A 17,691-nucleotide genomic window follows, 5' to 3' on the forward strand; every position below is an offset into this window, starting at 1 on the left:
CACCCTCACCCACTGCCCGTACTGCGCCCTGCAGTGTGGCATGGCGCTGATCCCGGGGGAACGCGTCACCGTCGAGGCCACCGACGCGCTGTGCCAGAAGGGCTGGACCGCGGCCGACCTGCTGTCGAGCCCCGACCGGCTGACCACGCCCCTGCTGGACGGCGGTCCCGCCACCTGGGAGCAGGCGCTCGACCACGTCGCCGCCCGCCTCCAGGAGGTGCGCGCCGCGCACGGCCCCGACGCGGTGGCGGTCTTCGGCGGGGGAGGGCTCACCAACGAGAAGGCCTACCAGCTCGGCAAGTTCGCCCGGGTCGCGCTCGGCACCAGCCAGATCGACTACAACGGCCGCTTCTGCATGTCGTCGGCGGCGGCCGCCTCGATCAGGGCGTTCGGCGCCGACCGGGGGCTGCCCTTCCCCGTCACGGACCTTGCCGCCGCCGACGTGGTGCTGGTGGCGGGCGGCAACCCGGCCGAGACCATGCCGCCGCTGGTCAGGCAGCTCACCGGGCCGGCGCTGATCGTCATCGACCCCAGGCGTACGGCGACGGCCAAGCTGGCCGGGCTCCACCTGCAGCCGACGCCAGGCACCGACCTGGCGCTCGCGCTCGGCCTGCTGCACCTGGCGATCGCCGAGGACGCGATCGACACCGGTTACGTCGAGCGCCGCACGACCGGGTTCGAGGCGGTGCGCACGTCGGTGTCCCCGTGGTGGCCCGAGCGCGTCGAACGGCTCACGGGGGTGCCGGTCGCCGCCATGCGCCAGGCCGTACAGATGCTGAAAAATGCGGATAAGGCGGTGGTGTTGACGGGGCGCGGCGCCGAACAGCACGCCAAGGGCACCGACACCGTCACCGCCTTCATCAACCTGGCCCTGGCCCTCGGCCTGCCCGGCACGCCCGGATCCGGCTACGGCTGCCTGACCGGACAGGGCAACGGCCAGGGCGGCAGGGAGCACGGCCAGAAGGCCGACCAGCTGCCCGGCTACCGCAGGATCGACGACCCCGCCGCCCGCGCGCACGTCGCCGCCGTCTGGGGCATCGACCCCGCCTCGCTCCCCGGCCCAGGACGGTCGGCCTACGAGCTGCTCGACGCGCTCGGCACCGCCGGCGGGCCCAGGGCGCTGCTGCTGTTCGGCTCCAACCCGGTCGTCTCCGCCCCCGGGTCGGCGCACGTCGCCGAGCGGCTGAAGGCCCTCGATCTGCTCGTCGTCGTCGACTTCGTGCCGAGCGAGACCGCCCGCATCGCCGACGTCGTGCTGCCCGGCACCCAGTGGGCCGAGGAGGACGGCACGATGACCAACCTGGAGGGCAGGGTCCAGCGGCGCCGCCGGGCCGTCGCGCCGCCCGCGGGCGTCAAGACCGACCTGGAGATCATCCAGGAGCTCGCCCGGCGGATGGGCCACAGCTGGCCCGCCGGCCCGCGCGAGGTCTTCGACGAGCTGCGCCGCGCCTCCCAGGGCGGCACCGCCGACTACGCCGGCATCACCGGCGAGCGCGACGGGGTGTTCTGGCCCTGCCCCGCACCCGACCACCCCGGCACGCCCCGCATGTTCCTCGACCGCTTCCACACCCCCGACGGGCGCGCCCGGTTCGTCCCCGTCGACCACCGGCCCGCCGCCGAGGAGACCGACGCCGACTACCCCGTCCACCTCACCACCGGACGCCTGCTGGCGCACTACCAGTCGGGCGCCCAGACCCGCAGGATCGCGCCGCTCGTCGCGGCCGCGCCGGAACCCTACGTCGAGATCCACCCCGACCTGGCCGAACACCTCGCGATCGGCGCCGGCGACCTGGTACGGGTCAGCAGCCGCCGCGGCTGCGTCGAAGCCGTGGCCAGGATCAGCGACGCGATCAGGTCCGACACGGTGTTCATGCCCTTCCACTGGGAGGGCGCCAACCGCCTGACCAACCCCGCGCTCGACCCCACGTCGAGGATGCCCGAGTTCAAGGTCTGTGCCGTGAAGCTGGACAAGCTGGAGAAGGGGAAGCCGGCATGAGACTCCTGGTCATCGGCAACGGCATGGCCGGCGCCCGCCTGGTCGGCGAGGTCCGGGCACGCGACAAGGACATCGAGGTCACCGTCCTCGGCGCCGAGAGCCGCCAGCCCTACAACCGGGTGCTGCTGTCGAACGTCCTGGCCGGCAGCTCGGGGCCGGACCAGATCCGGCTGCTCGACCCCACCTGGTACGGCGAGCACGACGTCGAGGCCCACCTCGGCACCCGCGCCGTCCGGATCGACAGGCAGACCAGGACGGTCACCGCCGAGGACGGGCGGCGCTTCCCCTACGACGTGCTGGTGCTGGCCACCGGCAGCCAGGCCGTCGTGCCGCCGATCCCCGGCGCCGGACGGGCCCTGCCGTTCCGCACGCTCGACGACTGCCGGGCGATACTGGCCGACAGCCGCGGCAGCGCCAGGGCGGTCGTCATCGGCGGCGGGCTGCTCGGCATCGAGGCCGCGCGCGGCCTGGCCGGCCGCGGCCTGCCGGTCACGCTGCTGCACCTGGCCGGCCACCTGATGGAACGCCAGCTCGACGCCGAAGCCGGCCTCGTGCTCGGCGAGACCCTCGCGGGCCTCGGCGTGGACATCCGCACCGGCGTCAGCGCCGCCGAGATCCTGCCCGAGGGCGTACGGCTGGCCGACGGGAGCCTCGTCGAGGGTGACCTGGTCGTGCTGGCCTGCGGCGTCCGGCCGGAGACCGAGCTGGCCGTCCAGGCCGGCCTGGAGGTGCGGCGCGGCGTCGTCGTCGACGACGAGCTGCGCACCGACGACCCGGCCGTCTTCGCGATCGGGGAGTGCGCCGAGCACGACGGCGTCGTCTACGGCCTGGTGGCCCCCGCATGGGAGCAGGCCGCCGTCGCGGCCGACGTGATCACCGGCGCCGCCAAGGACGCCCGCTACCGTGGCTCCCGCCTGGTGACCAGGCTGAAGGCCAAGAGCGTCGAGCTGGCCGCGATGGGGGAGACGCACCTGACCGAGGAGCACGCCGAGGTCGTGCGCTTCAGCCACCGGGCCACAGGCACCTACCGCAAGCTCGTCATCCGCGACGGGCGCCTGGTCGGCGCGATCCTGCTGGGCGAGAGCGCGGCGGTCGGCACCCTCACCCAGCTCTACGACAGGGGAGCGCCGCTGCCGGGCGACCGGGCCGGGCTGCTGTTCCCCCGCCTGGCAGGAGCGGCGATGGCCGACAGCCCCGTCAGGATGCCCGACTCGGCCAAGGTCTGCCAGTGCAACAACGTGACCAAGGGCCAGATCAGAGCGTGCTGGGAGTCCGGCGCGCGTGACGTGATAGCAGTGGCGGCCGCGACGAGGGCCACGACCGGCTGCGGCACCTGCCGCGACGCCGTCGAGGGCATCGTCGGCTGGCTGTGCGAGCAGGAAGGGGTCTCCGCGTGAACAGGGTCGTCGTGGTCGGCTACGGTCCCGCCGCGCACAGGTTCGTCGAGACGCTGCTGGCCAGGGGCTTCGACGGGCGCATCACGGTCTTCGGCGAGGAGCCCCGCCCCGCCTACGACCGGGTGGCGCTCACCTCCTACCTGACCGGCACCGGCTTCGCCGACCTCAAGCTGCCCGACCTGCCAGGCGCGCTGACCCGGCTGTCGGCGCGCGTCACCCGGATCGACCGGGCCGCCAAGGTCGTCACGACCGCCGACGGGCACGCCGAGCCGTACGACACGCTGGTGCTGGCCACGGGATCGGCGCCGTTCGTGCCGCCGGTGCCCGGCGCCTCCCGCGCCTTCGTCTACCGCACCATCGACGACCTGGAGCTGATCAGGAAGGCCGCCTCCCACGCCACCCGCGGCGTGGTCGTCGGCGGCGGGCTGCTCGGCCTGGAGGCCGCCGACGCGCTGCGCGGGCTCGGCCTCGACACCCACATCGTGGAGCTGAGCCCCTGGCTGATGCCCCGGCAGGTCGACGAGGGCGGCGGCGCCGTGCTCAAGGACCACATCTCCAGGCTCGGCCTGTCGGTGCACGCGGGCCTGTCGCCGGCCGCGATCGAGCCGGGCAAGGTCGTGCTCGGCGACGGCCGGACGATCGGGGCCGACGTGGTCGTCTTCTCCGTCGGCATCAAGCCTCGCGACGAGTTGGCCCGCGACTGCGGCCTGGAGGTGGGCGAGCGCGGCGGCATCGTCGTCGACGCCGGCATGCGGACCGCCGACCCGGCCGTCTACGCCGTCGGCGAGTGCGCGCTGGCCGGCGGCAAGGTCTACGGCCTGGTCGGACCGTGCTTCACCCAGGCCGAGGTCGCCGCCGACCGCGTGCTCGGCGGCGGCTCCACCTTCGACGGGGCCGACCTGTCGACCAGGCTGAAGCTCCTCGGCGTCGAGGTCGCCCAGTTCGGCGCGATGGAGGGGGCGCTCGACGTCACCTACATGGACCCCGTGGGCGGCGTGTACAAGAAGCTGTTCGTCTCCGACGACGCCCGGACGCTGCTCGGCGGCATCTGCGTGGGCGACGCCGCGCCGTACACGACGCTGAAGCCGTTCGTCGGCAAGCCGCTGCCGGCCGCCCCCGCCGACCTGCTGTTCACCGGGTCGGCGGTGAACCTCGACCTGCCCGACGACGCCCAGGTCTGCTCGTGCAACAACGTCACGGCCGGCGACCTGCGCGGCGCCATCGGCGACGGGGCGAGCGACGTGCCGGGACTGAAGGCGTGCACCAGGGCGGGCACCACCTGCGGATCGTGCGTGCCGATGCTGAAGCGGCTGCTGGAGAGGTCGGGCGTCGAGCTGTCCAAGGCGCTGTGCGAGCACTTCGACCACAGCAGGGCCGAGCTGTTCGACATCGTCCGGGTGCGCGGGATCACCACCTTCTCCGAGCTGATCGGCCTGTACGGCAGGGGCCGCGGCTGCGACATCTGCAAGCCCGCCGTCGCCTCCATCCTCGCCTCCCTGCACAACGGGCACGTCCTCGACGGCGAGCGGGCGGCCCTTCAGGACACCAACGACCACTTCCTGGCCAACATCCAGAAGAACGGCACCTACTCGGTCGTGCCCCGCGTCCCCGGCGGCGAGATCACCCCGGACAAGCTCATCGTCGTCGGCGAGGTCGCCCGCGACTTCGGCCTCTACACCAAGATCACCGGCGGCCAGCGGATCGACCTGTTCGGCGCCCGCGTCGAGCAGCTGCCCCAGATCTGGAAGCGCCTGGTCGACGCCGGCTTCGAATCCGGCCACGCCTACGGCAAGGCGCTGCGCACGGTGAAGTCCTGCGTCGGCTCCACCTGGTGCAGGTACGGCGTGCAGGACTCGGTCGGCCTCGCCATCGCCCTCGAACTGCGCTACCGGGGCCTGCGCTCCCCGCACAAGCTGAAGTCCGCGGTCTCGGGCTGCGCCAGGGAGTGCGCCGAGGCCAGGTCGAAGGACTTCGGGATCATCGCCACCGAGAAGGGCTGGAACCTGTACGTCGGCGGCAACGGCGGCTTCCAGCCCCGCCACGCCGACCTGCTGGTCTCCGACGTGTCCACCGAGCAGCTGATCACGATCGTCGACCGGTTCCTGATGTTCTACATCCGCACCGCCGACCGCCTGCAGCGCACATCCGCCTGGCTGGAGTCCCTCGAGGGCGGGCTCGACCACCTGCGGTCGGTGATCGTGGACGACGCGCTGGGCATCTGCGACTCCCTCGACGCGCAGATGGACCGGCACGTGGCCACCTACGTCGACGAATGGCGGGCCACCATCGAGGACCCCGACAAGCTCAGCAGGTTCGTCAGCTTCGTCAACGCCCCCGGCACCCCCGACCCGTCGATCGTCTTCGAGACCGAACGCGACCAGATCAAGCCCGTCCTCATCCCCGTGGACCGGCTCACCTCGGCCGCCACCTGAGCCCCCCGCCGCCCCCGCCCGACCAGAAAGGAGCACCAGAGATGACCGTCGCCGAGCTCCCCACCCGCACCTGGGTCCCCGTCTGCGCCTACACCGCCCTGCTGCCGGAGCGGGGAGCGTGCGCCCTCGTCGACGGGCGGCAGGTGGCGCTGTTCCGCACCTTCGACGGCCGGGTCCACGCCGTCGGCAACCGCGACCCCTTCTCCGGCGCCCACGTCCTGTCCCGCGGCATCGTCGGCTCCAGGGGCGAGGAGCCCACCGTCGCCTCGCCCATGCACAAGCAGGTCTTCTCCCTGGTCACCGGCCAGTGCCTGGACGACCCGACGGTCGCCGTGCCGACCTATCCGACCCGAGTGAACGACGGCAGAGTGGAGGTGGGGCTTTGACCGCCCTGACCGTGGAAGAGCCGAGATCGCCGGAGACGGCGCCCGACGCGCTGGCCGGATTCACCATCGGCGTCACCGCGACCAGGCGGCGCGAGGAGTTCCGCGCGCTGCTGGAACGGCGCGGCGCCCGCGTGGTGAGCGCCCCGGCCATCAGGCTCGTCCCGCTGGCCGAGGACAGCGACCTGCTCGCCGCCACCCGCCGCAGCCTGGAAGCCCCCGTCGACGACGTCGTCGTCACCACCGGCGTCGGGTTCCGCGGCTGGATGGCCGCCGCCGAAGGCTGGGGGCTGTCGGCCGAGCTGTCGCACCACCTCACCCGCGCCAGGCTGCTCACGCGGGGCCCCAAGGCCAGGGGAGCGGTCCGCGCCGCCGGCCTCAACGACCACTGGACACCGGCCACCGAGTCCTGCGAGGAGGTCAAGCAGCACCTGCTCGCCCAGGACCTGCGCGGCCGCCGCATCGCCGTCCAGCTGCACGGGGAGCCGCTGACGGGATTCGTCGCCGAACTCCGCGCGGCAGGCGCCGAGGTCATCGAGGTGCCCGTCTACCGGTGGCTGCCCTACCGCGACATCTCACCGCTGCGCCGCCTGGTCAGCCAGGCCATCACGGGCGGCGTCGACGCGGTCGCCTTCACCAGCGCCCCCGCCGTGCTGGCGATGCTCAACTCCGCGCGCGCCGACGGCCTGGAGGAGGCGCTGCTGTCGGCGTTCGCCGGACGCGTCGTGGCCGCGTGCGTCGGCCCGGTGACCGCCCAGCCGCTCCAGTCCAAGGGCGTGCCAGTGATCCAGCCGGACCGCTCCAGGCTCGGCGCCCTCGCCAGGACGCTCGCCAGGCACCTGCCCGAGCACGGCGTCACACGGCTGGTGGCCGGCGGGCACGCACTGGAGATCCGCGGCCACGCCGTCGCCGTGGACGGCGAGCTCAAACCCCTGCCACCCGCGCCCATGGCGGTGCTCAAGCGCCTGGCCGACAAGCCCGGCCACGTGGTGCCGCGCTCGGAGCTGCGCACGGCCCTGCCGGGCGGCGCGGCGCGCGAGTCGGCCGAGCACGCGGTCGAGATGGCCGTCACCCGGCTGCGCAGGGCCCTCGGCCCCGGCGGCATCGTCGAGACCGTGGTCAAGCGCGGCTACCGCCTGGCCACCCACCGGGACGACCGGTGAGCTTCGCGCTGCCGTACGGGAACGGGCACGGCACGCTGGTGATCGCCGCGCACGGCACGCGCAGCGCGGCGGGCCTGCGCACGCTCTCCCGGCTCGCCGCCGCCGTCCGCAACCTACGCGAGGGGCACCGCGTCGAGCTCGCCTACCTGGAGATCAGCGAGCCGCTGCTCGCGGACGTGCTGCCGGGGCTGCCGGGGCCGGTCACCGTCGTCCCGCTGCTGCTGGCCGGCGGCTACCACGTCCACGTGGACCTGCCGGGCGTCATCGCCGCGACCCGTCCCGACGCCACCGTGGCCCCGCCGCTCGGCCCGCACCCGCTGCTCACCTCCGCGCTGGTCCGCCGGCTCGCCGGGGCGGGACTGCGCGCCACCGACGCGGTCGTCCTGGGCGCGGCCGGCTCCTCCGACCCCGCGGCCCTGGCCGCCGTCAGAGCCGCCGCGCGCCTGCTCGCCGTACGGCTCTCGCGCCCGGTCACCGCCGCCTTCGCGGCAGGCGGCAGCCCCACCGTGCGCGAGGCGCTGGACCGCATGCGGCATGGTCCAGCGCCTCGCGTCGTCCTCGCCTCCTACCTGCTGGCGCCCGGCTTCTTCCACGACAGGCTGGCCGCCTGCGGTGCCGCCGCGGTCACCGACCCGATCGGCGCCGACCCTGACCTGGCCGCCCTGGTATGGGCACGCCACGATCAGGCGTCGGGCTCCAGCCGCAACTCCTTGACGATCTCCTCCGCGCCGGCGTCCCGCGAGGGACCCGCGTCCGCGCCGACGAACATCTCGTAGTAGGCGTGCTGGAAGCAGCCGGCCAGCAACAGCCTGGCGCTGGCCACCGGATCGACCGACGGCGCCACCCTGCCGAGCCGCTGCTCGGCCGCCAGGTAGTCGGCCAGCGGAACGATCTCGGCCATCGGGCCCAGACCGTTGTCACGGACGGCCGCGCGGAAGCGGACCGTCACCGAAGGAGAGGTGAAGGCGGGCAGCGCCGCCGACTGGACCTCGAGGTAGTAGTCGATGCCCGCCCTCGCGATGGGGAGCAGGTTGTCGCTCACCCGTCCCTTCCCCACGAGGTGGGACAGGTCGTGCAGGATCCGGAGCCAGAGCGGGAGCCGGTCCTGGAGCAGGGCGAGGAACAGGTCGACAGGTCCTCCGCCGCGCTCCTCCCGCAGGGACAGCGCCATCTCCAGCACGCGGCGCCTGGTGTCCTGGCTTCTCTGGTGCGGGTCGACATGGGAAGTAGCCATGGTTGCCCTAACGTGCGCAGTCACAGGGGTAGGTTCAACGTGGCCGTGCCGGAATTCACTGATGTTGCTAAGACGTGTTTCTCCTGGTTATCGGATCGTTGCGAGCTGGCGTGCCAGCCTGGCGCATTCCGGTCGAAACGCGCGGGGCACTGATTATTGCCTGAAACCGTTGGGAAATCCGGTGATTGAATCCTGAAACTTCCCTGACAGTTGTCACGACATGTCGCCCACCTTCGGACATGCCGGGCGGCCGGGGCGGGGAGGAGACGGTCTGGTGCGTGTGGAGGGCGAGCTCAGGGGCTGTCTGGTCGAGGCGGTGCGGTCCGGTGCCGCCGGAGCCGGAACCCGAAAGAACTTTCACGAGTGGATGTAAAGGACCCGCCAAAGTGGGCATTTCCGGACGCCGCTTTCATGGTTTCGGCCCCTTTGTGGCGCTCGCCTGGGTGATACGCGAGCCACTCGGCCCGGAAACGCACGAGATCCGCAGGCCGCCCTGTATGAGCCTGCGCAAGAAGTGAGACGCCTGCCTTCCTCAGCGGCGCCGTCGGGATCCTCGGGCAGGGAGCGGGCGCAGTATCGAGTGGCGTGCGGGCCGCACTCCGCGGGGTCATTTGGGGCGAGCGTGTCGTTCTGTGCGGGGCTGTATGGGGTCCTCGGCAGGGATGGCTGCTGTCAGGTGGCGTGCGGGCTGCTGTGCGGGGCTGTTTGGGGCGGTATGCGTGCCGTCCTGAGGGTGGCCGCATGGGGGTGATGCTCGGGTCGGCCCGGACTGGGCGGTTCGCGAGGATGGCGGGGGTGTTTGGGCGCCACGAAACCGGGGGTGCCGGTCAGGCGGTCGCGGGCTCGCTCGGGACTACTGGTCGCCCGGGTCGCGATCCCTGCGGCGCAGGTAGCGCTCGAACTCCGCCGCGATCGCGTCACCCGACGCCTCGGGCAGCTCGGCCGCGTCCTTGCGCTCCTCCAGCTCCTTGACGTACTCGGCCACCTCGCTGTCCTGCGAGGCCAGCTCGTCGACGCCGGTCTCCCACGCGCGGGCCTCCTCGGCGAGGTCGCCCAGCGGCACCGGGATCTCCAGCACGTCCTCCACCCTGCGCAGCAGCGCGAGCGTCGCCTTCGGGTTGGGCGGCTGGGCGACGTAGTGAGGCACCGACGCCCACAGCGAGACGGCCCGCAGCCCGGCCACGCCGAACGCGTGCTGCAGCACCCCGACGATGCCCGTCGGCCCCTCGTAGCGGCTCAGCTCCAGGTTGATCGAGCGGGCGAGCCCCTCCTCGGTCGCCGACCCCACGATCGGCACGGGACGGGTGTGCGGCGAGTCGTTGAGCAGCGCGCCCAGCATGATCGCCATCTCGATGCCCAGCTCGCGGCAGATCCCGATGATCTCCTCGCAGAAGCCGCGCCAGCGCATGTTGGGCTCGATGCCGCGCAGCAGCACCACGTCGCGCTCGACGCCGGGCGGGCGGGCCAGCGACAACCTGGTCGTCGGCCAGACGATCGAGCGGGTCAGCCCGTCACCCATCTCCACGATGGGGCGCGTGACCTGGAAGTCGTAATAGTCTTCCGGGTCCAGCGCGATCAGCGGCTCGGCCTTCCACTGGCTCTCCAGGTGCGCGATGACGCCGCTGGAGGCCTCACCTGCGTCGTTCCACCCTTCGAACGCGGCGATGAGCACCGGATCGACGAGCTCGGGGAGCCCTTCGAGCTCGATCACGCGCCGCCTCCTCTCGCTGGTCTCAACGCCTAAGCCTATGCGCTGGACAGCGCTTTACGTCACTGATCTCCACGGGCGTAATCCCACCGGGCCCCGCACGCCCGGTCCTCGGTCGAGAACGGCAGGTCAGCGGCGGTACAGGCGGCGTAGAAGGGGCTGGTTCCGTGGTGCGGCACCTCTTCGTCCGGCTGCGGGGCCGCACCCCTGCCGGTCCCGAGGGCCGGTCCGAGCGCCGGTCCCGAGTGCCGGGACGCAGGGGGAGTGCGTTCCGCGAGTGACTTCGCCGGGCGACGTTTACCGGCCCGGCCGAAGTCCTGCTGGAGTATGCGTGAAGGACGGGCGGTCACCGGTGACGAGGGTGGCCTTGACCCGGCTTGCCGTACCGGATGGGGCGCGGGAAGACCGTCGCATCGGACGGTCCCCGCGCAAAGACCGTCGCACCGGATGGGGTATGGGAAGACCGTCGCACCGGACGGTCCGTTCGCAAAGTGCGCCGCATCGGACGGTCTCCGCGGAGAGGACATCGCAGAACAGGCCGGGAACCCGCAGGGCCGGACGGATCCTGCACAGGACTCGTGGGACGGATCGCGGGCCCTGGTGAAGCGCCGGTGTGGTCAGTGGCCCGAGGTGGTGTGGACGATCAGGACGTCGCACGAGGCGCGGTGGGTGACGTTGGAGGGGACCGAGCCAAGCAGGCGTCCCGCCAGGCTGTTGAGCCCGCGGTTGCCGACCACGAGCAGGTCGGCGTGGTGCCGGTCGGCCAGTTTGACGAGCACGTCGACCGCGTCGCCCTCCTCCGCCGCCAGCAGGACGTCGTCGGCGCCCGCCGCGACCGCGTGTTCGCGGGCCGCGCGCAGGGCGTCGTCGGCGGGCGTGGATCCGCTGACCTTGTAGGCCAGGTCGCCGAGCACGTCGGCGGCGGCCGCGCGGGAGCTCTCGCGCATGGGGATGTAGGCGCAGGCCAGCACGAGAGTGGCGCGGGTGGCGGCGGCCAGCGCGGCGGCGGCGGTCACGGCGCGGAAGGAGGAGGCGGAGCCGTCGGTGCCGACAAGTACGGTGCGGTAGGCCATGGAGGACCCCAATTGGACTCAGTGTCAATTGTCGACAGGGTAGCGCCCGTTAAGCTTGACCGCATGAACGCCTCCCCGTCTTTCCGCGAAGTCCTCTCCCAGCGCGTGATGGTCGCCGACGGTGCGATGGGGACGATGCTGCAGTCATATGACCCGACCCTCGACGACTTCGAGGGCTACGAGGGCTGCAACGAGGTGCTGAACGTCACCAGGCCCGACATCGTCAGCGGTGTTCACGACGCCTACTTCGCGGTCGGCGTCGACTGCGTCGAGACCAACACCTTCGGCGCCAACATGGCGGCGCTGGGCGAGTACGACATCGCCGACAGGGTCTACGAGTACTCGGAGGCGGGCGCCCGCCTGGCCCGCGAGCGCGCCGACCACTGGTCCACGCCCGAGCACCCGCGGTTCGTGCTCGGCTCGATGGGTCCTGGCACCAAGCTGCCCACGCTCGGCCACCTGCCGTTCGCCACGCTGCGCGACGCCTACCGCGACAACGCGGCGGGCCTGATCGCCGGCGGCGCCGACGCGCTGATCATCGAGACCTGTCAGGACCTGCTCCAGGTCAAGGCCGCCGTCGTCGGCGCCAAGCGGGCGATCGAGGCCGCGGGCCGCGACGTGCCGATCATCGCCCAGGTCACCATCGAGACCAACGGCGCCATGCTGCTCGGCTCCGAGATCGGCGCCGCCCTCACCGCGATCGAGCCGCTCGGCGTCGACCTCGTCGGCCTCAACTGCGCCACCGGCCCCGCCGAGATGAGCGAGCATCTGCGCTACCTCGCCCGCCACTCGCGGCTGCGCCTTTCCTGCATGCCCAACGCGGGCCTGCCCGTCCTCACCTCCGACGGCGCCTACTACCCGCTGAGCCCCGGCGAGCTGGCCGACGCCCACGAGACCTTCGCCCGCGACTACGGCCTGTCGCTCGTCGGCGGCTGCTGCGGCACCACGCCCGAGCACCTGCGCCAGGTCGTCGAGCGCGTCCGCGGCCAGCAGCCGGCGTCGCGCAGGCCGCACCCCGAGCCGGGCGCCTCCTCGCTCTACCAGACCGTCCCGTTCCGCCAGGACACGTCCTACCTGGCCATCGGCGAGCGCTGCAACACCAACGGCTCCAAGGCCTTCCGCGAGGCCATGCTCGAAGGCCGCTGGGACGACTGCGTCGAGATGGCCCGCGAGCAGGCCCGCGACGGCGCCCACATGCTCGACCTGTGCGTCGACTACGTCGGCCGCGACGGCGTCGCCGACATGAAGGAGCTGGCCTTCCGCTTCGCCACCGCCTCCACCCTGCCGATCATGCTCGACTCCACCGAGTCCGAGGTGCTCAAGGCCGGTCTGGAGATGCTCGGCGGCCGAGCGGTCGTCAACTCCGTCAACTACGAGGACGGGCGCGGGCCCGAGTCCCGCTTCCACAAGACCATGACCGCGGTGCGCGAGCACGGCGCGGCCGTCGTCGTCATGTGCATCGACGAGAACGGCCAGGCGCGCACCGCCGCCGAGAAGGCCCGCATCGCCTCGGAGACGATCGACGACCTGGTCGCCAACTGGGGCATGAAGGTCTCCGACATCATCGTCGACTGCCTGACCTTCACCATCGCCACCGGCATGGAGGAGTCGCGCAAGGACGGCCTGGAGACCGTCGAGGGCATCCGCGAGCTCAAGCGCCGCTACCCCGAGGTGCAGACGACGCTCGGCCTGTCCAACATCTCCTTCGGCATCAACCCGGCCGCCCGCATGGTGCTCAACTCGGTGTTCCTCAACGAGTGCGTCAACGCCGGCCTCGACTCGGCGATCGTCCACGCCTCCAAGATCCTGCCGATGTCGCGCATCCCCGACGAGCAGCGCCAGGTCGCGCTCGACATGATCTACGACCGCCGCCGCGACGGCTACGACCCGCTGCAGAAGTTCATCGCGATGTTCGAGGGCGTCGACGCCGCGGCGCTGCGCGCGGGCAAGGCCGAGGAACTGGCCGCGCTGCCGCTGTGGGAGCGGCTCAAGCGGCGCATCATCGACGGCGAGCGCAAGGGCCTCGAGGCCGACCTCGACGAGGCGCTGGCGCAGCGCCCCGCGCTGGAGATCATCAACGACGTCCTGCTCGACGGCATGAAGACGGTCGGCGAGCTGTTCGGCTCCGGCCAGATGCAGCTGCCGTTCGTGCTGCAGTCGGCCGAGGTCATGAAGAACGCCGTCGCCTACCTCGAACCCCACATGGACAGGGTCGAGGGCGAGTCCAAGGGCCGCATCGTGCTGGCCACCGTCAAGGGCGACGTCCACGACATCGGCAAGAACCTGGTCGACATCATCCTGTCCAACAACGGCTACGAGGTCGTCAACCTCGGCATCAAGCAGCCGGTCAGCACCATCCTGGAGACCGCCGACCAGAAGAACGCCGACGTCATCGGCATGTCCGGGCTGCTGGTGAAGTCGACGGTCGTGATGAAGGAGAACCTCGAGGAGATGAACTCCCGGGGCATCTCCCAGCGCTACCCCGTGCTGCTCGGCGGCGCCGCCCTCACCCGCGCCTACGTCGAGCAGGACCTGGCCGAGCTGTTCGACGGCGAGGTCCGCTACGCCCGCGACGCCTTCGAGGGCCTGCGGCTGATGGACGCCTTCATGGCGCACAAGCGCGAGGGCTCCCCGCTGCCCGCGCTGCGTGAGCGCCGCGTCAAGTCCGGCGCCACCCTCGTCCGCACGCCCGTCGAGGAGCTCCCGGCCCGCTCCGACGTGGCCGCCGACAACCCCGTCCCCGTCGCGCCGTTCCACGGCGACCGCATCGTCAAGGGCATCTCGCTCCAGGAGTACGCCGCCTTCCTCGACGAGCGGGCGCTGTTCCTCGGCCAGTGGGGCCTCAAGCCCACCAGGGGCGGCGACGGACCCGGCTACGACGAGCTCGTCGAGACCGAGGGCAGGCCCAGGCTGCGGATGTGGCTCGACCGCATCCAGACCGAGGGACTGCTGGAGGCGGCCGTCGTCTACGGCTACTTCCCGTGCGTCAGCGACGGCGACGCGCTCATCATCCTCGACGACGCGGGCAACGAGCGCACCCGCTTCACCTTCCCGCGCCAGCGGCGCGACCGGCACCTGTGCCTGTCCGACTTCTTCCGGTCGAAGGACTCCGGAGAGGTCGACGTCGTCGGCTTCCAGATCGCCACCATGGGCGGCAAGATCTCCGAGGCCACGGCCGAGCTGTTCGCCAAGGACGCCTACCGCGACTACCTCGAGCTCCACGGCCTGTCGGTGCAGCTCACCGAGGCGCTGGCCGAGTACTGGCACGCCAGGGTCCGCTCGGAGCTCAGCATCGGCGGCCAGGAATCTCTCGACGACATGTTGAAGGTCAACATCCAGGGCTGCCGCTACTCCTTCGGCTACCCCGCCTGCCCCAACCTGGAGGACCAGGTGCAGCTCTTCGAGCTGCTCGACCCGGGCCGGATCGGCGTCACGCTGTCGGAGGAGTTCCAGCTCCACCCCGAGCAGGCCACCTCGGCCCTGGTCGCCCACCACCCGGAAGCCAAGTACTTCAACGTTTAACTGCGCGCCGCGGTGGCAGAGGCAGCCCAGGGGCACCTCTGCCACGCGCCGGCCGGCCGCCACGTCCCACAGAACAGGCGGCCCGGCGAGCCCGCACCATCGATCGCGTCGCCCGCGCCACGGACGCCGCACTCATCGGCTGCGGCACGTCCGCGCGGTCGTGACTGCTGGGGCGCGGTCGCCCGACCGCGTCGGGCAGGCGCCTGCCAGGTCGCTCGGTGGCCGGACGCTCCGGGTCGTTCGGTTGCGGCGGTCGGACACGTGGCGGTCGTTCGGCTGCGGTGGGGGATATTCCGGCCGATCAGCTGTGGCGGGAAGACGCTCTCCGGCCGCTCGTCGCGGCAGGCGCGCACCGTTCCGCCGCCGGCCTTCCGAGGGCGCGGGCGTCGTCCGGCCTCTCCAGACGGGCGCCGTCCCGTCGCCGGCCGCCGTGGGGAGTGTCGCCCCGCGCACCGGGGTCCTTGGCGGGGTAGGGTGCAATCCCTTGGCGTTCGTGGAGCATGCGGCGGGGTCGGACCCGTCGGCGTCGTTCGGGCTGGGCGCGGCGGAGTCCGGTCCCCTGGCGTTCGTGGCGGGCAGGCCGCGGCCCTCCCCGTACGGCAAGCGGGCGCAAGCGCCACCCGGGGCGCGGGGCGGGCCTCCGTCCAGGGATACGCTCACCGAGCCCACGTGGCTGGCCGCCGTCACGGCGCTACCAACCACCTCAGAAGCGGACCCGAACAATACCAAGTCACGAGGACGCCCTACCGTAGAAGTCCGTATCGAGTGCATCGGGGGAAACGTGGACGCCGCATTCTTCGACATGGACGGCTTGCTGGTCGACACCGAGAAGGTGTGGCTGAAGATCGAGATCGAGGTGATGTCCCGCCTCGGCGGCATCTGGACTCCCGAGCACCAGACCCACCTCGTCGGCGGTTCCATGGAACGCACCGTCGACTACATGCTCGCCGTGTCGGGCTCGTCCGTCGCGCCGGAGACCCTGCGCGAGTGGATGATCGACGGGATGGTCACCGCGCTGGCCGGAGGCGTGCAGACCATGCCGGGCGCGATCGAACTCCTGGAGAGCCTGCGCGCCGAGGGTGTGCCCGTCGGGCTGGTCACCTCGTCCCTCAAGGAGATCGCCGAGGCGGTGCTGGCCTCGGTGGGCCGCGACCGGTTCGACGTCATCGTGACGGCCGACGACGTGACCCACACCAAGCCCGACCCCGAGCCGTATTTGACCGCGGCCCGCCTGCTGGACGTGGAGCCGGTGCGATGCGTCGTGCTGGAGGACTCACCCAACGGTGTGGCGGCGGGAACGGCCGCCGGATGCGCTGTGGTGGCGGTCCCCAGTCTGCTGCCGATCGAGCCCGCACCCGGCCGGTTGGTGGTGTCGTCCCTCATGGAGATCGCGCCCGACCACCTGCGCGCCCTCGTGCCCCCTCTCAACCTCTGATCCCAGCCTCCCCCCAACCACCTCGCTGCTGAGGCTCTACCTACCGCCCTGCTCTTGTGGCCTGTTGCGTTGGCGCTACCGCTCGCCCTGCCTTCGAGGCCGCCTCGCTCCCGAGGCACTGCCGTCGTGCGACCCGCTGCCGAGGCGCTTCCGCCCTGCTTCGGGGCAGGCTGGCGAGGCGCTAGTGCCTGTACGGACTTCGCCTCATAGCCCTGGGTCTTAACGATGGGGCTTTGGCTCATAGCCCGGGCTCGTAGCGACGTCATGATGGCTCTTCGGCTCGTGGCTCCCGACCCCGGCGCGTCGTCCCGCCCTTGTCTGACGGCCTCGGCTCCTGGGCTTGGCCTCTGGGACGGTGGTCCTCGCCCGGGCCGGCGGTCGCGGCTGCTCCATCGGCCTGGGCGGCCCCCGGGACAGCGAACCGCCGCTACACGGTGGCAGATGTACACGGGCGACGTTGCGGACGCCCGCCACGTCCTGCTGGAGCGGCGTGGTAGGACAGGCGCCGGCCACGTGACCACGGTGGGCTCGTCCCGGCTTGCCGTACGGGGAGGGGCACGCGGGGGTGCGGAGGCGAGCACGCAAGGCGACCAGACGGGGACGAGCGGGGCGGCCGGGACCGGGGTAGGCGGGGTGCCCGGCAGGGTGTCCGGGTGGGGGATGAGTGGGCGCCCTGGCACGAGGCGGCCAGAGCGCCCGGACTGGGGACGGGCAGGGCGTCTGGGTTGGGGATGGGCAGGGCAGCCGGGTGGGGGCGGGCAGGGCGCCTGGGCGCGCATCGGCCAGAGCGCCGGATTGGGGATGGGCAGGGCGCTCGGGCGGCGGATGGCGGGATGCCAGGCGCGGGACGAGCGGGATGCCCGGGTGAAACGATCCGCGCGACGGCGGCGAGGAGCGGCCCGCCGGACCCGGGCGGGCGGACAGCAACCGGCACCCGAAACCACCGCGCACGCGTCTCCCGACCATCGCGCACGCGTCTCCCGACGAGAATGCACGCGTCTCCCGACGACGGCGCACGCGACACGCGTCTCCCGACGACGGCGCACGCGTCTCCCAACGATCGCGCACCTCCCGGCCAACGCGCATGCGCCTCCCCGCACGCCCGCTCTCGCCGGGCTGAGCGTCCGGTCGAGAGGGGCAGGGGCAAGGGAGGTCCGGCGACGGTGGCGGCGATGGCGATGGTGGCGGCGATGGTGGCGGCGACGGCGACGGTGGCGGTGGCGGGAACTCCCGGCGAACGGAACCGAAAAACCACCCCCTAAGGGAAAGATCCCTCCTCAGGGAGGAGCGGCGACGGCCGGACCGCGTGCCAGGATGGAGACGTCAGCCGAGATGAGGGGTGGCCAAT

At 72.1% G+C, this 17,691-nt stretch carries 11 protein-coding genes; 8 read left to right on the plus strand and 3 right to left on the minus strand.

What is annotated here, in order from left to right:
- Positions 1-40: 40 nt before the first annotated feature.
- Genes ACWENQ_RS34255 through ACWENQ_RS34280 form a run of 6 tightly spaced genes read left to right on the plus strand, consistent with a single transcriptional unit; the run spans position 41 to position 8,147 of the window.
- Positions 41-1,996, plus strand: a complete 1,956-nt coding sequence (locus ACWENQ_RS34255; RefSeq protein ID WP_452417946.1) for a molybdopterin oxidoreductase family protein — start codon at positions 41-43, stop codon at positions 1,994-1,996.
- The gene (locus tag ACWENQ_RS34260; protein ID WP_452417922.1) at positions 1,993-3,393 is read left to right on the plus strand and encodes an FAD-dependent oxidoreductase; all 1,401 of its coding nucleotides are present in this window, start codon (positions 1,993-1,995) and stop codon (positions 3,391-3,393) included. The genes ACWENQ_RS34255 and ACWENQ_RS34260 overlap by 4 nt, the downstream gene beginning before the upstream one ends.
- Positions 3,390-5,825 carry a nitrite reductase large subunit NirB gene (gene nirB, locus ACWENQ_RS34265; RefSeq protein ID WP_452417924.1) on the plus strand — a complete coding sequence of 812 codons (2,436 nt, stop codon included), beginning with the start codon at positions 3,390-3,392 and terminating at the stop codon, positions 5,823-5,825. The genes ACWENQ_RS34260 and nirB overlap by 4 nt, the downstream gene beginning before the upstream one ends.
- A 41-nt stretch (positions 5,826-5,866) precedes the next feature.
- Positions 5,867-6,211, plus strand: coding sequence for a nitrite reductase small subunit NirD (gene nirD, locus ACWENQ_RS34270; protein ID WP_354907012.1), 345 nt, complete (start codon positions 5,867-5,869; stop codon positions 6,209-6,211).
- On the plus strand, positions 6,208-7,371 hold the full coding sequence (locus tag ACWENQ_RS34275) for a uroporphyrinogen-III synthase (RefSeq protein WP_354907011.1): 1,164 nt from the start codon (positions 6,208-6,210) through the stop codon (positions 7,369-7,371). Before nirD ends, ACWENQ_RS34275 begins: the two co-directional genes overlap by 4 nt.
- A complete protein-coding gene (locus ACWENQ_RS34280; RefSeq protein WP_452417926.1) occupies positions 7,368-8,147 on the plus strand; it encodes a sirohydrochlorin chelatase in 780 nt (259 codons plus the stop codon). Before ACWENQ_RS34275 ends, ACWENQ_RS34280 begins: the two co-directional genes overlap by 4 nt.
- Here ACWENQ_RS34280 and ACWENQ_RS34285 read toward each other — a convergent pair.
- From ACWENQ_RS34285 to ACWENQ_RS34295, 3 genes are all read right to left on the minus strand, one after another.
- Entirely contained in the window at positions 8,054-8,605 is a 552-nt protein-coding gene (locus tag ACWENQ_RS34285; protein WP_449925456.1) for a hypothetical protein, read from the minus strand. The genes ACWENQ_RS34280 and ACWENQ_RS34285 overlap by 94 nt on opposite strands.
- Before the next feature lie 853 nt (positions 8,606-9,458).
- The gene (locus ACWENQ_RS34290; protein ID WP_354907008.1) at positions 9,459-10,316 is read right to left on the minus strand and encodes a PAC2 family protein; all 858 of its coding nucleotides are present in this window, start codon (positions 10,314-10,316) and stop codon (positions 9,459-9,461) included.
- Between the two features lie 614 nt (positions 10,317-10,930).
- Positions 10,931-11,386, minus strand: a complete 456-nt coding sequence (locus ACWENQ_RS34295) for a universal stress protein (protein ID WP_452417928.1) — start codon at positions 11,384-11,386, stop codon at positions 10,931-10,933.
- A gap of 63 nt (positions 11,387-11,449) precedes the next feature.
- On the opposite strand from ACWENQ_RS34295, the gene metH reads away from it, so the two are divergent.
- A complete protein-coding gene (metH, locus tag ACWENQ_RS34300; protein WP_449925449.1) occupies positions 11,450-14,908 on the plus strand; it encodes a methionine synthase in 3,459 nt (1,152 codons plus the stop codon).
- A 781-nt stretch (positions 14,909-15,689) separates the two neighbouring features.
- Complete coding sequence (locus ACWENQ_RS34305) at positions 15,690-16,343, plus strand: HAD family hydrolase (protein WP_452417930.1); 654 nt, start codon at positions 15,690-15,692, stop codon at positions 16,341-16,343.
- The last annotated feature ends 1,348 nt before the right edge of the window (positions 16,344-17,691 follow it).

This window comes from Nonomuraea sp. NPDC004354 (assembly GCF_053602555.1).